Source organism: Undibacterium sp. Ji42W (assembly GCF_049340405.1).
In the GTDB taxonomy this organism is placed as follows: Bacteria; Pseudomonadota; Gammaproteobacteria; order Burkholderiales; family Burkholderiaceae_D; genus Undibacterium.
Map to the genome: position 1 here is coordinate 88,631 of NZ_JBMPOV010000006.1, position 15,540 is coordinate 104,170.

General features: G+C 50.4%; 16 protein-coding genes. 13 read left to right on the forward strand and 3 right to left on the reverse strand.

Going from position 1 to position 15,540, the window contains the following annotated elements; translation table 11 throughout:
- The first annotated feature begins 161 nt into the window (after positions 1 to 161).
- Together ACO0LG_RS14350 and ACO0LG_RS14355 are read left to right on the forward strand one after the other, a co-directional pair.
- Positions 162 to 365, forward strand: coding sequence for a DUF4124 domain-containing protein (locus tag ACO0LG_RS14350; protein WP_423027427.1), 204 nt, complete (start codon positions 162 to 164; stop codon positions 363 to 365).
- 148 nt (positions 366 to 513) lie between these two features.
- Entirely contained in the window at positions 514 to 1,275 is a 762-nt protein-coding gene (locus ACO0LG_RS14355; RefSeq protein WP_423027429.1) for a head GIN domain-containing protein, read from the forward strand.
- Positions 1,276 to 1,359: 84 nt separating this feature from the next.
- Here the strand turns inward: ACO0LG_RS14355 and ACO0LG_RS14360 are convergent, their stop codons facing one another.
- Both ACO0LG_RS14360 and ACO0LG_RS14365 read right to left on the reverse strand, forming a co-directional pair.
- Positions 1,360 to 2,232 (reverse strand): AraC family transcriptional regulator, encoded by an 873-nt coding sequence (locus ACO0LG_RS14360; protein WP_423027431.1) that lies wholly within the window; start codon positions 2,230 to 2,232, stop codon positions 1,360 to 1,362.
- A 27-nt stretch (positions 2,233 to 2,259) separates the two neighbouring features.
- On the reverse strand, positions 2,260 to 2,727 hold the full coding sequence (locus ACO0LG_RS14365; protein ID WP_423027433.1) for a GyrI-like domain-containing protein: 468 nt from the start codon (positions 2,725 to 2,727) through the stop codon (positions 2,260 to 2,262).
- Between the two features lie 235 nt (positions 2,728 to 2,962).
- Here ACO0LG_RS14365 and ACO0LG_RS14370 point away from each other — a divergent pair, with 235 nt between their 5' ends.
- The 10 genes from ACO0LG_RS14370 (at position 2,963) to ACO0LG_RS14415 (ending at position 12,903) form a co-directional block, all read left to right on the forward strand.
- On the forward strand, positions 2,963 to 3,505 hold the full coding sequence (locus ACO0LG_RS14370) for a GNAT family N-acetyltransferase (protein ID WP_423027435.1): 543 nt from the start codon (positions 2,963 to 2,965) through the stop codon (positions 3,503 to 3,505).
- Between the two features lie 250 nt (positions 3,506 to 3,755).
- Positions 3,756 to 4,466, forward strand: coding sequence for a hypothetical protein (locus ACO0LG_RS14375; protein WP_423027437.1), 711 nt, complete (start codon positions 3,756 to 3,758; stop codon positions 4,464 to 4,466).
- Positions 4,467 to 4,536: 70 nt separating this feature from the next.
- Positions 4,537 to 6,234, forward strand: a complete 1,698-nt coding sequence (locus ACO0LG_RS14380) for an OmpA family protein (protein ID WP_423027439.1) — start codon at positions 4,537 to 4,539, stop codon at positions 6,232 to 6,234.
- 5 nt (positions 6,235 to 6,239) lie between these two features.
- Entirely contained in the window at positions 6,240 to 7,037 is a 798-nt protein-coding gene (locus tag ACO0LG_RS14385) for an ABC transporter permease (RefSeq protein ID WP_423027441.1), read from the forward strand.
- Between the two features lie 11 nt (positions 7,038 to 7,048).
- Positions 7,049 to 7,921: an ABC transporter ATP-binding protein gene (locus ACO0LG_RS14390; protein WP_423027443.1), complete on the forward strand. Its 873-nt coding sequence runs from the start codon at positions 7,049 to 7,051 to the stop codon at positions 7,919 to 7,921.
- Between the two features lie 23 nt (positions 7,922 to 7,944).
- Positions 7,945 to 8,838 carry a hypothetical protein gene (locus tag ACO0LG_RS14395; RefSeq protein WP_423027445.1) on the forward strand — a complete coding sequence of 298 codons (894 nt, stop codon included), beginning with the start codon at positions 7,945 to 7,947 and terminating at the stop codon, positions 8,836 to 8,838.
- 33 nt (positions 8,839 to 8,871) lie between these two features.
- Positions 8,872 to 9,729, forward strand: coding sequence for a hypothetical protein (locus ACO0LG_RS14400; protein WP_423027447.1), 858 nt, complete (start codon positions 8,872 to 8,874; stop codon positions 9,727 to 9,729).
- An 88-nt stretch (positions 9,730 to 9,817) separates the two neighbouring features.
- Positions 9,818 to 10,537 (forward strand): PspA/IM30 family protein, encoded by a 720-nt coding sequence (locus ACO0LG_RS14405; protein WP_423027449.1) that lies wholly within the window; start codon positions 9,818 to 9,820, stop codon positions 10,535 to 10,537.
- A 60-nt stretch (positions 10,538 to 10,597) separates the two neighbouring features.
- Positions 10,598 to 12,427: an ATP-binding protein gene (locus ACO0LG_RS14410; RefSeq protein ID WP_423027451.1), complete on the forward strand. Its 1,830-nt coding sequence runs from the start codon at positions 10,598 to 10,600 to the stop codon at positions 12,425 to 12,427.
- A 26-nt stretch (positions 12,428 to 12,453) separates the two neighbouring features.
- Positions 12,454 to 12,903, forward strand: coding sequence for a TerB family tellurite resistance protein (locus ACO0LG_RS14415; protein ID WP_423027453.1), 450 nt, complete (start codon positions 12,454 to 12,456; stop codon positions 12,901 to 12,903).
- A gap of 860 nt (positions 12,904 to 13,763) precedes the next feature.
- Here the strand turns inward: ACO0LG_RS14415 and ACO0LG_RS14420 are convergent.
- On the reverse strand, positions 13,764 to 13,976 hold the full coding sequence (locus ACO0LG_RS14420) for a cold-shock protein (protein ID WP_162043691.1): 213 nt from the start codon (positions 13,974 to 13,976) through the stop codon (positions 13,764 to 13,766).
- Between the two features lie 491 nt (positions 13,977 to 14,467).
- Here ACO0LG_RS14420 and ACO0LG_RS14425 point away from each other — a divergent pair, with 491 nt between their 5' ends.
- Positions 14,468 to 15,535, forward strand: a complete 1,068-nt coding sequence (locus tag ACO0LG_RS14425) for an STM4015 family protein (RefSeq protein WP_423027455.1) — start codon at positions 14,468 to 14,470, stop codon at positions 15,533 to 15,535.
- Positions 15,536 to 15,540 lie beyond the last annotated feature (5 nt).

Below are 15,540 nucleotides of genomic sequence, written 5' to 3' on the forward strand. Positions count from 1 at the left end.
AATTGTTCATCGTGCAGCGCATCATAAATGTTTTTGAGAAATTGCTTCGCCTTACTTGCGGAGCGTTGATTCATGCCCAATTTGCAAATCTGTCACGAAGATGCAAAAAAGAAAACAAAATGCAGGATATAATAATGCGCGCATTCCTCACCTGAGTTTTTATGAAAAAATCTTTCCTCCTGGTATTTTCTCTGTTGTTTCCTATTTTATCTTCAGCACAAACACCGGTATTTCGTTGTGAAGTTGATGGCCGGGTTGTCTGGTCAGACAACCCCTGCAAAAGCAAGGGCAAGGTAGTGACCATCAAGCCCCTGAAAACCCAACCTGCAAAAAACGATAGCGCGCCCAAACCCCAGCCCAAATAAGTCATCCCATTAAGTTATCCCATTAAGTTATTCCATTAAGTCATCCTTTTTACAGGTAGCCAGTGCAATTGCCTGGCAGATAGTTATCTTTTTCAGGAACTTAGCCTGTGCATCATAGTCTTAAGGCAACAATATTAAGGAAACTATGATGAAAACCCCGATTTCCCGCCGCTACGTCCTGGCTGCCTTGCTGGCATTGGTCAGTCTGCCTGCTGCTGCCGGCTGGTCAGATGGCTGGTTCAAAGGAAATACAGTAGAAGGTTCAGGCAATATCCAGAAACAAGACCGCGTCATCAGCGGCTTTTCTGGCATAGACCTGGCTTTGCCCGCCAGACTGGAATTACGCCAGGGCGACAAGGAAGGCGTGCAGATAGAGACTGACGACAACCTGCAGGCCCTGGTTGAAACCGTGGTAGAGAGCGGGCACTTGAAAATCCGCAGCGCAGAAAAAAATACCTATCCCAAAACCAGAACCATGAATATCGTGGTGTATTGCAAAAACCTGGACAAGATCGCCGTCAGTGGTTCTGGAAAAGTCTGGACCGGCAAGCTGGCCACCAAAGAATTGCAAGCCAAAATAGGTGGTTCAGGCGATATACAAATCAAGGACCTTCAGGCAGATAGCCTGAGCGTCACCATCGGCGGCAGTGGCAATTTCGTCGCTGCTGGCAATGTCAATGAAGTGGCTGGCACTATCGGCGGCTCCGGCGATATCAAGCTAGGCACACTGGAAGCGCGCAACATCAAGATAAAAATAGGCGGTTCAGGGGCGGCTCAGGTCTGGGCCAAGGACAGGCTGGATGTCAGCATAGGTGGCTCTGGCGATGTCAGCTATTACGGCGACCCAAAAATCAGTAAATCCATTGGTGGCTCTGGCAAAGTGACGCGCAAGGGTGATATGCCTGGTTAAGTTTTATCGCATCGTCAGATTGGGCAAGCATGATATGGATTGTCAGTGTTTGCCCGCAATTTCATCCTGTTTATGAAATGAGTTCTAACGCAAGGGCATGTAGATATTGCTCAATAAATCTGCGGGTGCTGTGTCGCGCGGGTTGTTAAGGTACTCTTCAAACGGTGGTGCGTCATCGATTTCTTGCCCGGATGCCGGCAGCCATACGCCAAAGAACCAGCGATACACTGGCTGCATGTCAGAGTAAGGCCCTTTGTAAGTCAGCACGGCATATTGACCACCGCGTAGTTCAGTCAAAGACAAAGGCGCTTGCAATGCCTGTTCAGGCAAAGGCTGTGGTGCACTGATGCAGGCTTTGGAGCGCAACTTGTCTTCATCTACCGTCATTGCGTCATCATAGTAAATCCCTATCCAGCGCGTGTCTTCCCTGAACAATTGTCGTGAGGCTGCGCAGCCATTCAGGATGTCGAAAGTCTTGCTGATGCCCATGTAGCTGCCAGTATTGTCTATACTCAGTAATTGCACAGGTGCGATGCTGGTGATGCTGACCGGAAAATGCAGGTCAGCACTGAGTGCATCCGGCAGCGGGATTTGCTGGTGGCTGCCTTCCTTGCGGTAACGTGCTGGAGGTTGCCCATAGACCGACGCAAAAATGCGGGTGAAGGATTGCAGGTTGGGATAGCCAGAAAATTCTGCGATTTTATCTATCGTCATATCGCTGCGCGCCAGCAGGGTGGCCGCTCTTTGCAGGCGCAGGCGCTTGACTGTCGCCACTACACTTTCTCCATGAATGGCGCGATAGATACGGTGCCAGTGATACGGCGACATGCAGGCAATGTCGGCCAGTTTGTTCAAATCCAGGTCTTCATCCAGATGCGCATGCAGGTAATTGGTGACGCGCGAAAGTCGGCGTTCATAACTGACTTGCAGGGCTGGATTGGTGGACAATACGGACATGCTGGCCTCAGGATAATAAAGTGGCGCTTATTTTATACCGATGTAGATGGCGGCTTGTGCAGGACCCTGATATTCTTCAAAGTCAGTCAGATAGCTGCGCTGGTATTCTGTCTCACCCGAAAAATAAGACCAGACCTTGCCCCATCCCTCTATGATGGCAGCAGGCATTTCGCCTTGGCATTCAAATACCATATAACGCCCGGCAGCGATGCTGACATTGGCCAGTTCTGCCGAAGCTGCCATCACGGCGACACCGGCAGTCACGTTGAACAAGCCATTCGCATCGCTTTCATAATTTGAATATACGCCATAGATTTTTCCATCACCGGTTTTTGCTGGCAAAGTTTCTGGTAAATTCTTGGCAAAGAATTGCCCCCACAAAGGGCCTATCTTTCCAGTGACATTATTGGTGTCATTGGCCTCATCAGCATTGCGGGTGCGCACTTGCAAACCGCTGATCTGGAAGTTTTCTATTTCTACGATTTTTGTTTGCATGGTTTCATCCTGTTCTTGGATTGTTGAGCTATCTTGTTTTTTGATGAGTTCCCGTATGATGGTCTTTCAGTTTCCTGATGCTGCCTTGTATATATCATTGAGATAATCAAGCAGGGACTTGCTCAGCAAGGTGCTCACCTTAACATGAAGGCATTTGACAAATCTTGCGGACTTATAGTTCAGTGATGACTGTGGTCCCAGGGATATACACCGCTGAGAGGGAAAGGAAAAAGTGATGGATGAAAATTTGACGATACGCTGCGCTACTGAAGCCGACATCGCCGCCATGCAGGCCTTGATCGCCAGGTCGGCAATACAGTTAAGCACGCCGTTTTATGCGCCAGAGCAGGCGCAAGCCTTGCTCACGCATGTGTTTGGTGTTGACACCCAGCTCATCCATGACCAGACTTATTTTGTCATTGAAGAGCAGGGTAGCATGCTGGCCTGCGGTGGCTGGAGCAAGCGCAAGACGCTGTTCGGTGGCGACCAGGCCAAGCATGGCGTAGATAAGTTGCTTGATCCGGCGACAGATGCAGCCCGCATACGTGCATTTTTTGTAGAACCAAAGGCAGCACGCCGCGGACTGGGCCGTATTTTGCTCGAGCATTGCAGCACCCAGGCGCAGGCGGCGGGATTTACTTCACTGGAGTTGGCAGCCACCATGCCCGGTGAACCGCTTTACCTGGCCTGCGGTTTTACTGTGTTTGAACGCTTTGATCTGGATTTGCCAGAGGGTGTAGTTGCACCATTAAGTCGCATGCGCAAACAGCTCCCTTAGAATGATTGCCAAAAGGAAATAAAGTCAATAAAGGGAGGGTAAAGGCAGAGATATATTATTAAATCACTATTGATTTTTAAGCGTACTCCCACACATGCTGCACTACACGCACAATGGACAGATAATACTGTGTTCTCCCAGAGACAAAAACCGGGTTTACAACTGCTCAATGCATGCAATCAAAGTGGCAATTTATGCCAGCCTGTTGTATCTTGTTGCACACATAGTTTTTTCTGAAGAGGTAATTCGCGTGAAAGGTATCCTGAAGTTTCTGGCTGCTGCCAAGCTGGTCGACCTGTCTGATGAAGAAAAAATGAAGCTGCACGGTGTTGACCCGGTAGAAGAACCGGTAGTAAGCGAATTCGCCACTGAAAATCCGCCGCCTCTGCCAGACACAAGCGATACTGGTACTTCTTTAGCTCCACCCAACGCCCCACCTATAGCATACGCGGCGGCTGACGTTGCCGAGGGCAAGTCTTTTGACGATATCTTCAAAAGCGCCCAAATACCAGATTCTCCTTTTCCGGCTGAACGCCTGCTCAGATTACTTGACGGTTTGCGCGCCATGGACGAAGCCACCCGCAAGGCAGCGGTGCACGCCATGGATGCGGCGGACGATAACTGGACTATCGATGATTCCATCATCGATGCCCAAAGAAAAATCGCTGCACTGGAAGACTATCAAAAAGCATTGGAATCGCAACTTGCTGCCAACCAGCAGCAAGTGATTACCGAAGTCGCTGATTTGAAAGAGGCAGAAGAAAGAGCTGTCACAGAAATCCGCAAGCAGATCGCCGAAATGGAAAGACTACTGGCACGCGAAATACAGAAAACTGCAGAACAGATCACCAATCTGGAAAGTGGTCAACAAGCCGCAATGGAAAGCTGTGAGCGCGAAGTAAAGCGCTTGCAGACAGAAGTAGAAAGATTGCGTGAAATCCCTGCGCAATTTTCACACTGAGTTCTGACCTATCCGGAATGAACTTACACTGAACTCACACTGACTAACAACACATCATCAAGGAATGACCATGGCTACAGCTAGCCCTCTTGCTAAAGGACTTATTGCAGTGATTATCCTCGGAGCCGCAGGCTCTGCGGCCTGGAATCTGGCACTCAAGGACTGGTGGGCCAACCGGGCTGATGCAAAATCCGGCGCGACAGTCTCTGCCAGCGCACCTGCAAGCGGCAAAGCCAATGGCGTGGCGCCTTCTGGCAAGCCTGCTCCTGCGCCAGTGTCTGGCAGCGGGCCACTCGGTTCTAGCGGCAATCCCTTGAAGGTCAGCATCGTTAGCTTCCATGGTTATGCGCCTGCGCTGGTTGCCAATGGTAATAGCCTGACTACCCAGCCCAATTCTGTGTATGCAGCCAAGGGCGTGAATATGCAGTTCGTCATCCAGGATGATATCCCGGCGCTGGCAACCGTGTTTGAATCCGGCGCTGCGCAATGTGCATGGCGTACTTCTGACTCATGGGCGCAGGAGCAACCTAATTTGCGCAATGCCGGTCTGGATGCGCGAGCCGTGATGGTTGTTGATAATACCCAGGGCGCTGATGCCGTCATCGCCAAAGACGGTAGCATACGCACGGTAGAAGACCTGGCTGGACATTCGGTCGCAGTACTGCAGTTCACCCCTTCGCATGGTATGTTGATCGATGCGATAGAAAATTCTTCCATGACGGCACGCAAGAAAGAAAGCGTCAAGTTTGTCTTCATCAATGCCGATGAAGGTACGGCTGGCGTGCGCGCTGCGCTGGAATCCGGCAACGTCGATGCTGCAGCGTTATGGGACCCTGACCTGTCGCTGGCCTTGCGCAATGTCAAAGGTGGTCATGTCGTGTATTCCACCAAGACCGCCACCAACCTGATTTTTGACATCATGGTGTGTGACAGCCGCGTACTGGCAAAAGAAGAGAATATCCCTGTCATCCAGAAATTTGTTGAAGGCTGGATGGAAGGCGTGACACAGGCCAGAGCAAAACCTGACAATGCAGTTGATGCCCTGGTCAATACCGAAGAATTCTTTAAACTGCTGGCCAAGCAGGAAGGCAAGCCTTTCATCAAGTCCCTGTTCAGTAATCTGGTATGGACAGGTCTGGAAGACAATGCCCGTATTCTGGGTCTGGTTGGTGGCACCAATCACTATGATCGTGTGTACCGTCGTTTTGATGCCATCTACCGTGCGGCGGGTGCATTGGCGAATCCAAAATCGCCAGTCGTTAATCCGCAAGAGAGTTTTGACTACCGCTTCATCAAGGCCATGCTGGCCAAGAATACGGCAGTGGAAACAGCCGCAGCCAAACCGCAATATCAGTTTACTGAAACTGCACAAAAGGCAGCCACCCAACAGGCAGCCAGCGTCACCAAGCCAGTCACCGTCGGTTTTGCTACCGGCAGTGCTGAGTTGACCAAGAAAGCCCAGCGCGTGGTGGATACAGAAATGGTGCCCTTCATAGAAAATAATGGCAGCGCTTATTTCGAAGTCAGCGGCAATAGTGACGGTGTCGGTGCGCGGGACTCCAACCTGCGCCTGTCGCAGGCCCGTGCTGCGGCGGTGGTGAAGTATCTGAATGAGCAATGGGAATTCCCTAAAGCACGTTTCAAAATCGTTGGTAACGGCCCTGACAAACCTTTGTGTAATGAAGCTAATCCGGCAGCAGATGGCCTGGCACTGGAGGATTGTCGTGGTCTGAACCGTACTACCCGCATCGGCGTTTTTGCACGTTAAGCATCATGACGACATTCTGGAATCCGTATTCCCCTATGGCAGCAGGCTTGCGACGCCAGTTGGGTATCGCATCTGTGGCCACGGTGCTGGTGTTGTGGGCTGCGCTTGCGGCATCAGGCGCGGTGAGTGCGACAAGATTGCCATCGCCGTGGGCGGTGGCACAAGCCATGCTCTACCTCTCATGGAATGAGGGTAACAGCATGTTGTTCAATGCCACCCTGTGGTCGGCGGGCCGGGTATTTGCGGCTGGCCTGCTGGTGATCGCTATCGGCATACCTGTCGGTGTCATGATGGGCGCAGCACCGCGTTTGAATGCCTTGCTGTCGCCACTGATTGACCCTTTCCGTTCAGCACCGGTAGTCGCCTTGTTGCCCATCCTGGTCATGTGGCTGGGTATAGGCGAGGTCATGAAGATCGCCTTCTTGTTTATCGGTGCCGTAGTGTATCTGGTGCCCATGGTGCGCGATGCCATACAGGCCGTACCACAAAGCTATTACATCAGCGCTCGTGACCTGGGTGCCACACCCTGGGAATGCATCACAAAAGCCGTGCTGCCCATGGCCATGCCGCGTATTGCTGACGCTGTTGTCGTCAGTATCTCGGTCATGTGGACGTATATTACGGTGGCTGAATACGTCAATGCCCGTGAAGGCCTGGGCCAACTGATACAGAATGCCCGCCGCTTCAGCGCCATGGACCAGGTATTTGCGGGCATCATCGTCATCATTGCGCTGGCACTGGTGACTTACCAGTTAATGCGTTTGTTGAAAAGAAAACTCTATCCTTGGGAAACCTCACAGTGAGCCAGGATACTATGACGAACACCATGACTGACAACGGCGCTACCAACACCATGACGACGACCACCGACATCAGCCTGCAACTCAATGAAATCGTGCAGGAATATGCCAATGCAGACGGCCCTGTCACCCGCGTCATTGATGGTATCAGTCTGTCTTTCGACAAGCCCACCATCAATATGCTGCTGGGTCCTTCCGGTTGCGGCAAAAGCACCTTGCTGCACATGATGGGGGGCGTGCGTCCTTTTGGCGTGCAGTCACCCACCTCCGGTTCTGTGCACATCAATGGCGAAGCATGTGATGGCCCGCATGATGATGCCGTCATGGTGTTCCAGCGCTACGCCAACCGGCCTGACCTGACCGTCTATGAAAATGTTGCTTTCCCGTTTCGCCTGGATTTGTGGAAGAAAAAATTCCCTGAAGCTGAATGGAAAAAACGTGTAGATGACATGCTGGAAGCAGTAGGGCTGACAGATAAAAAAAATCTCTCGTCTGCACAATTATCAGGCGGGCAAAATCAGCGGGTGGCTTTGGCGCGGGCACTGGTGTTGCGCCCACGTATCTTGCTCATGGATGAACCCTTCGGCGCATTGGATGCACAAACCCGTGAAGAAATGCAGCAACTGCTGATTACCCTGCACAAGACCAGCCCCTGCCTGATCGTCTTCGTCACGCATGACGTGACTGAGGCCTTGCTGCTGGGTGACCGTGTCATCGTGCTTTCTACCCAGCCTGCCAAGATCGCGGACGACTTTGAAATTACCGAGAGCCGCCCGCGTTCGGCCGTATGGCAGCGTTCTACCGAGGCAGTCACCATGCAGGAAAGAGTGCTGTCCCAATTACACAAATTCAGCGCCGGACGCGGTACCCTCAGAGTCACCATTTGAAATAACGAATTGAAATAACGAACGTGCAGATCAAACAAGTTTCATATGTGAAGGAAATGCTGTACAGCCAGGGCAATATCTTTGCCGTGCTGGGCACGGTTGCCGCCAGCGTATTGCTGTCCATACCCTATGGCTTCAATGCTGCGCTGATTCCGTTGATAGGCCTGGTGGCCGGGGAGACCATAGCCGCCATGTTCATACCGTACTCAGAAAATTTTCGGGCTACTGTCGACAAGAAATACAGGGAGCAAGAGAGAGCTGCTTCCAGACAGCACTTCCTGGAAGAAATCCACAAACGCGAAGGCATTGCTTTCAAAGTATTTGGCTCCATGGATGCCTATCAACGCATGTTGCAGCATGTCGCTTCCCTTTACCAATATGCCAGTGACAGCCGCACCAGTTTGTCCATGAACGATGTCGAAAAACTTGATGATGCGACCCTCGATTACCTGAGTATGTGGCTGGCCCTGACGGTCATAGAAGAGCGGGCCAATTCCGTCAATATGAAAGAAGTGGAAACACGCCTGGAGCGCATCGATCAGGATTTACAGGATATCAAACCAGGCATGGATCAGTTGCAATTGCAAAAGGCGCGCAATGATTATCTTTCCCTGATCACGCGCCAGCGCCGCATGCTCAGTCGCAAGGCGGCGATAGAGGCAGCCATCATTTCCATGCCCGACCAGATGGATGAAATTTACCAGACCATCATGACTGCACCAACGTCATCCGATGATGATTCCAAACTGGCAGAATCGATCGCCAAGCTGGGGTTGGAAGAAGACCTGGAAGCTGAACTCGAAGGGGCCTTGCGCGATACCATGCCGGTGATTTCGCAAGAGCTGGAAAACCGCAAGCAAAGCCGTGTTGCAACCGGTATAAAAGTACAGCCGCAGGCACAAAAAAATACGCAGTAAAAAATACGTAGTAAATACGGGAAAGCGAACATCATGGAATACAGCATCATCACGCAGGAAGATTTACAGGGGCTGGCAGACTTTGATCTGGCACAGTCAAGGGTAAAAAATGCGCTGAATCTCGCTGGTGAAGAGGGTGCGGTGGGCTTGTTGCGCTTCTTTGCCCGCTATACCAGCTGGAATGGTTTTTTCGGTTCTGGCGTGGCTTCACTATCCGGCAAGATAGGCCGCTCGCGTACCATGTTTGTCGATCAGACCGTGCCAGAACGCTTGCTCAACGACCGTAGTGTCTTTATCGCGAGCTTTTTCTTTGATGCCGCGCGTGACGAATTCGATGACCGCGATACTGAATACCGCGATACCCACCGCTGCCTGGCGCAGGCAACTCTGGCTGGCATATTGCTTTACGCACGTCAGCAGGGTTATGCAGCTTCCACTGCCGAGCTGAATAAAATGCTCAATGAACCCGCCTGGCTAAAGACCCTGAATGCCAAGGTCGCTCAGGGTTATGGCAATGGCAGTGAAGACAACAGGGATGCCATCATGGCAGCCATAGGCTATCATCTTGGGTCCGAAATCCTGGCTGACCGCGAGTTTTCGATGATCGATGAATACCTGCGCAAAGAACAAAAAGAAGTGACTCGTTTCCTGAAAAAATCCAAGCAGGAAATTGCGGGTCAAAGTCATCCATGCTATCAATGGTTGCAGATACATAGTGGCCATGGCGGTGCAGCCGAGGCTGACCATTTTGAATGGGCTACCAAAGGTGCTGAACTGGCCTTTACTTATAGTCCCAAAAAAGAACATGCAGCCATGCGTGCCAGCCTGGATCATGGCTTCCAGACTTTTGCCAGGCATCACAAAACTTTTTTCGAAGCGATAGTTCGATAACACGATCAACTCATGATCAACTCATGATCAATTTATAGTCAATTCACGCTCAGTTCACGCTTAGTTATTTACCTAAAAGAGGATCAATATGTCTGACAGCAATTTCATCGCCCGCTTATCCAATCTTTGGTCAGGCTTCGTCTCATTGTGGATTACCGATGTGGAAAAACGCCACCCGGAAATCGCCTATCAGAATTCCATCGATTCCATGATCAGCAAGTACACCAAGCTCAAGGCCGCCACTGCCGCCATCATACGCCGCCGCCAGGACGTGGAAGCGCGCCTGAAGTCTGAACAAACCGAACTGGCATCCATTACTGCTGATCTTGAAGGCGCTATTGCGACCAATCAGGATGATCTGGCAGTCGTGCTGATACAAAAGAAAAATGCCCTGGATGCCAGTGTCGCTGCTTTGCAGGATGATATGAAAGTCGCCCAGACCGATGCCGACGATGCCAAGGATTCACTGCTGCAAGTCAAAGGCGAGATCGACAAACTGAAGGCAGAAAAAGACCGCATGCTGGCGCAGATGCACAGCGCACAAGCACGGGTGTCGATACAGAACCAGCTCGAAGGCTTGTCTGTCGATGCCGAAGTCAAGGCGCTCAGCAATGTGCGTGACCATATCAAGAACACCGTGGCCGAAGCTAACCTGGGCCAGGAATTGCGTAGTTCAGACCTTGATGTGCGTCTGGCAAAACTCCGCCAGGGCAGTGGTGCAGTGACAGCCAAGCAGCAACTGGAAGACATGAAAAGAGCCAGGGCTGGCCAGGCAGAAGCGAACAATGCTGGCGGCAAGACCATGTAACTGGTTGTACATTTAGTGTCAACAGTGAATAATTCAAGCAAAGAGACAGAGCAGACATCCATGATCGAACCTGGCACTAGCAAGCGCATACTGCCCGCATGGGCAGAACAGCTGAGACAAAAATATCTGGCGGGCGAGGCTTCTGTCTTCGTCTTGTATGGCAATGTATTTGACCGCTATCTCGTCGATGGCATCGCCCATGGCATGTCTGAATTCTTGTCCCAGGTTCTGCTGAAGGAAAACAAAAACCGCATCATGGAAATCAGCCTTGACCGCGGTGTACGTTTCTTACAGGGCGCAATGACAGAAGAGAAAGAAGTTTTGTACGGCTATCTGGCTGACAAGGGTTTGCCGGGCATCTTTGAATCGGTAGAACGCCGCATGCGTGAACATGCGTCGAATGCCGTGATCTTTCCTTATGCAGGCACGATCTTTCCGAATGGCGACCCGCAAATGATGTCCCTGGAAGACCGCATTGCTTTTACCACCCTGCATCGCTGGTCACTCGATGATGCGCTGGCGCAAAAAGACAATGTCGTTATCCTGCTGTGTGAATCGCTGGCCGAGATCAATCAGGCGATCATGTCCAATCCCAAGGTGGCGGCAGTAGAAGTGCCTATCCCGCAAGAAGCGGAACGCGAAATAGCAGTCAGGCATTACGCCCCCAAGATGGAAGAGCAGCAAGTCAAATTGCTGGCCAAGCAAACTGCCGGTTTGCGCGTGATACAACTGAGCAGCATCGTCGCGGCTGAAGGCCCGCAAGGTTTGCGTGAAGCAGAACGCACCAAGCTCATCGCCAGCCTTTTGCAAGGGCAGGCCAATGCTGAAGACCGGGCGGCAAAATTATCTGCCATTACCGCAGGTATGACACCGGAAGAAATTGCCCACCTGATAGACCCGGGCAAGACCCTGGTTGTGGATATCGATGTCGATCCCTATTCCGAGATGATGGAAATAGTGCGCAAGCGCAAGCGCGAACTGATAGAAAAAGAATGCGCTGGCCTGATCGAGTTTATCGAACCCAAGCATGATCTCAGCGCTGTCGGTGGCAATGAGAACATCAAGACAGAATTGATGGAAATTGCCAAGGCCATCAAGTCCGGCGACAAGGCACGCTCACCCATGGGTTTGCTGGCAGTGGGTGCGATGGGCGCGGGCAAGACCTTTGTCATCAAGGCTTTCTTGAAAGAGGCTGGATTGTCGGGCGTGAGCCTGAAGAATTTCCGCTCGAAATGGGTGGGTTCGACGGAAGCCAATCTGGAGCGTGTGCTGAACGCAGTCAAGGCCATGGGCCCTATCGCCGTGGTCATTGATGAAGGTGACCGCAGCTTTGGCAAGCAGGGCGATGATTCTGACGGCGGCACCAGCTCACGCGTGATTGCCCGTCTCAAAGAGTTCATGTCTGATACCGAGAACCGTGGCAAGGTTTTGTTCATCCTCATGACCAATCGTCCTGACAAGCTCGATACCGATATCAAACGCCCAGGCCGCCTGGACAGGAAAATCCCTTTCTTTTATGCCGATACCGCGACTGAACGCGCTGACATCGTCAAAGCCATACTCAGCCGTTATGATGTCAAATGCTCGATAGACTGGGCCAATACTTTGCCAGTGTTTGATGTCTTGCGTGGTTATTCGAATGCGGATCTGGAAGCTGTGGCACTGCTGGCGCTGGAGTTTGCCAAGCGTGGTGATGGTGAAATTACTTCTGCAATTTTCGAGATGGCCGTGGCTGACTTCATGCCACCACAAGAAACCCAAATGATTGCCTTCATGGAAATGCTGGCCGTGTTTGAAACTTCACGTCGCTCCATGTTGCCGGACCGCTTCAAGAATATGACGCCGCAAGAAGTGCAGCAGCAATTGCAAGTCTTGCGCAGCGCTATTTAAATTCAATCTATATCCAGGAGAAAACCATGTTTCCATTTTTCGCACCGCAATCCCTGAGTGATAGTGCCATCACCGCCGCCAGCAAAATCATGTTGCAGGTAGCAAAAACAGACGGCATCCACCCTGCGGAAGTTGCCTTGATCAAGAGTTTTTATGACGGCAGCATCAGCACGGCTAGCCATGCATCCTTTGATGAGTTGCTAGCCGCTTCCGACGCCTACACACTGGCAGCAAGCGACTTTGTGACCGAGCAGGAGCGCGAAATGGTCGTCGCACTCAGCGTCATGACAGGTTTTGCCGATGGTACATTCAGCGATGCTGAAACCCAGGCCGTACGCGATATCGCCACCGCTTTGAATCTGGCGCCAGCGCGTTTTGATGAAATCAATGAAACCATCAAAGACCACATGCTGGCACAACTCTCACATCTGCCGGATGCGGGATCGGTGGCTGTGGTGGCAAAAGAACTGGGCTGAGAATCTTTTAATATTCAATGCCGGACGTCAGATTCTGTAGGTAAAGCCGCCTCCACTTCAAAGGGAGATTTGTGGAAATTTGCAAAGCATGCTTTGCGCCATACATCTCTGGGCCGCTTGCAGGTAGCGCAGCGTAATGGTTGGAATGGGGATGGGTTTCAGTGGTAATTTTATTGCCCTCAATCGACCAAAGCTCATCTCCTTGCACAACTTGACTGTCTGGATAGATGAGTTGCACCCGGAGTCCACCCTCGTAATTAACCTGTAGCCGTAAACGCAAAAAGCCCACCAGGGGTGGGCATTCCATTCATTCCGGCAAACTGACAATCACCTATGCTATCTGCATAGTGCCACTGTTTGGTGCATCACCCGTGCTATCTGCGCGGTGCAATGTGGGAGTGTTTGCCTGTTCCTGCTGGTCCGCTATAGTTCGGTCCACGACAGGAGGTACCACGAATGAGATCCTTCAACACTTCACTACACCATTTCCCGGTTCGCATATATACACATATACATGCAAATCCAGCCGGTGAGAATGAAGGCGCTTTGGAGTAGGCTGAGCTTACTCTGCGGTCTTGTTCACAGGATGCACTATGCATCCTTTAACGACAATACCATTTTCTCTCAATCCATGCTATCTGCGTGGTACCAAGAGCCGGTAAGTATCATTCTGCGCATCAGTATTTTGTACTAGACGAAAACACTGACAGATGAAGGGTGTCGCTATACGGTTGACTAATCCCCAGCAACCCATGCTATCTGCATGGTGCCACTGGCCGGTAATACTGAATTAGTCAAAAGCGCCGCGACCGGGCAAATTTGATTTGCCCAACAAGGTCAATAAAGACCTTGGTCTGATATTAGGACAGAACTTGGATGTTGCTGGCTTTGTCGCCTTTAGGACCGGCTGTGCGCTCGAAAGACACACGCTGGTTTTCGCTCAGGCTTTTGAAACCGCTGGACTGTATGTCCTGGAAGTGGGCGAACAAATCTGCACCACCTGCATCAGGAGCGATAAAGCCGAAGCCCTTAGCATCGTTGAACCATTTAACTATACCTGTTTGAGTACTCATGTTTTTTTCCTTTTGATAAAACCATGGGCAAAATCGCCCAAAATGGACTTGTAAGCAAGTGATAAAACCAGTGGAAAAAAGACAGAACAGCCAAAGAGATAAAGCTATGCGGAATTGGGACCAACAAATTAAGGACTTGATGCAAGTACAGGACGAAATATACACGTTTACTTTGAAAGTACCTAATTTTCATTAAAAATATGTTGAACGACGATGAGAAGCACAGAGCAGCGGATCTAATTACTTTGCCGCAACAGTCAGAAGAAAAAAGTATTTCCAGGCAAATGTGTCTGAGAAATTGATACTTCTTCATAGGAAAATAAATAGTAAAACGGTGCTATGTAACAATTGATTTTCTTGCTTGACAAGGTGCATAGTGAAACCGATTATCTAGCATGAAAGACAAGATATTTTTGCAGTTCCTAATACGAAAAATGATTTGTTGATCATTCTTTCGCGAGACCAACCGCACATTTTAGAGGTGCCACGCAATGAAACATTATTTTGAATATCAGGATTCCAAGTCTTACAAATTTTGGCAAGTTGAAATAGAAGCGAATACCTTGAATGTGAAGTACGGCAAGATAGGTACCGCAGGCCAGGAAAAAATCAGCAGCTTTGATACCCCAGAAAAAGCACAAAAAGAAATGGAAAAGCTGATGAGTGAAAAAACCAAGAAAGGCTATGTAGAAAAAACCGATGCAAGTGCAAAAAAAATAGCGCGCCGCATTGGAGTGAGCTATGACGAAGCAGAAGAAGGCAAGACATTGCTGGAAAAAGTGACAGCTTTTCTCGAAACGACACAGGCAACGGAAGTAGAGTCTCTGGTCATCGCCGCCTGGGAAGAACCGCATGAAACCAGTCCGCAAGAAGCACTGGACCTGCTGATTGCAAATCCAGCCAAATTGCCGCAGCTAAAAGAATTGTTTGTCGGTGACATGGACTCTGAAGAATGCGAGATATCCTGGATTATCCAGGCTGACTACACCCAATTATTTACTGCCTTTCCTGCACTTGAACGCTTGCATATTAAAGGATCTACCGATCTGACTTTGTCGACGTTACCTTTGAAGCATGAACACCTGAAAGCATTAACTATAGAATGTGGTGGCTTACCCAATAAAATCATTGAGACGATAGTTACAGCACAGTTACCTAATCTCGAATACTTGCAACTCTATATCGGTGTTGAAGATTATGGCTTTGACGGCAAGCTTGATGATCTGCGCCCTTTCATGCAAAAGGATTTGTTCCCAAAACTGACACATCTGGGCTTGGTAGATAGTGAAATTGCCAATGAGATTGCAACGGAAATAGCACAGGCATCCGTGCTGGAACAGCTGGAAACCTTGGACTTGTCCATGGGCACACTCAGTGATGATGGTGGGCGTGCTTTACTCGACAGCGACAAGATAGCAGGGCTTAAGAAACTGGATTTGCATTACCACTATCTATCAAACGACATGATCAAAGAATTCAAAAAAATGCCTATCCTGGTTGATGTCACTGACCAGCAAGATACAGAAGAAGAATGGCGTTATCCCGCGGTCACTGAATAAGACAG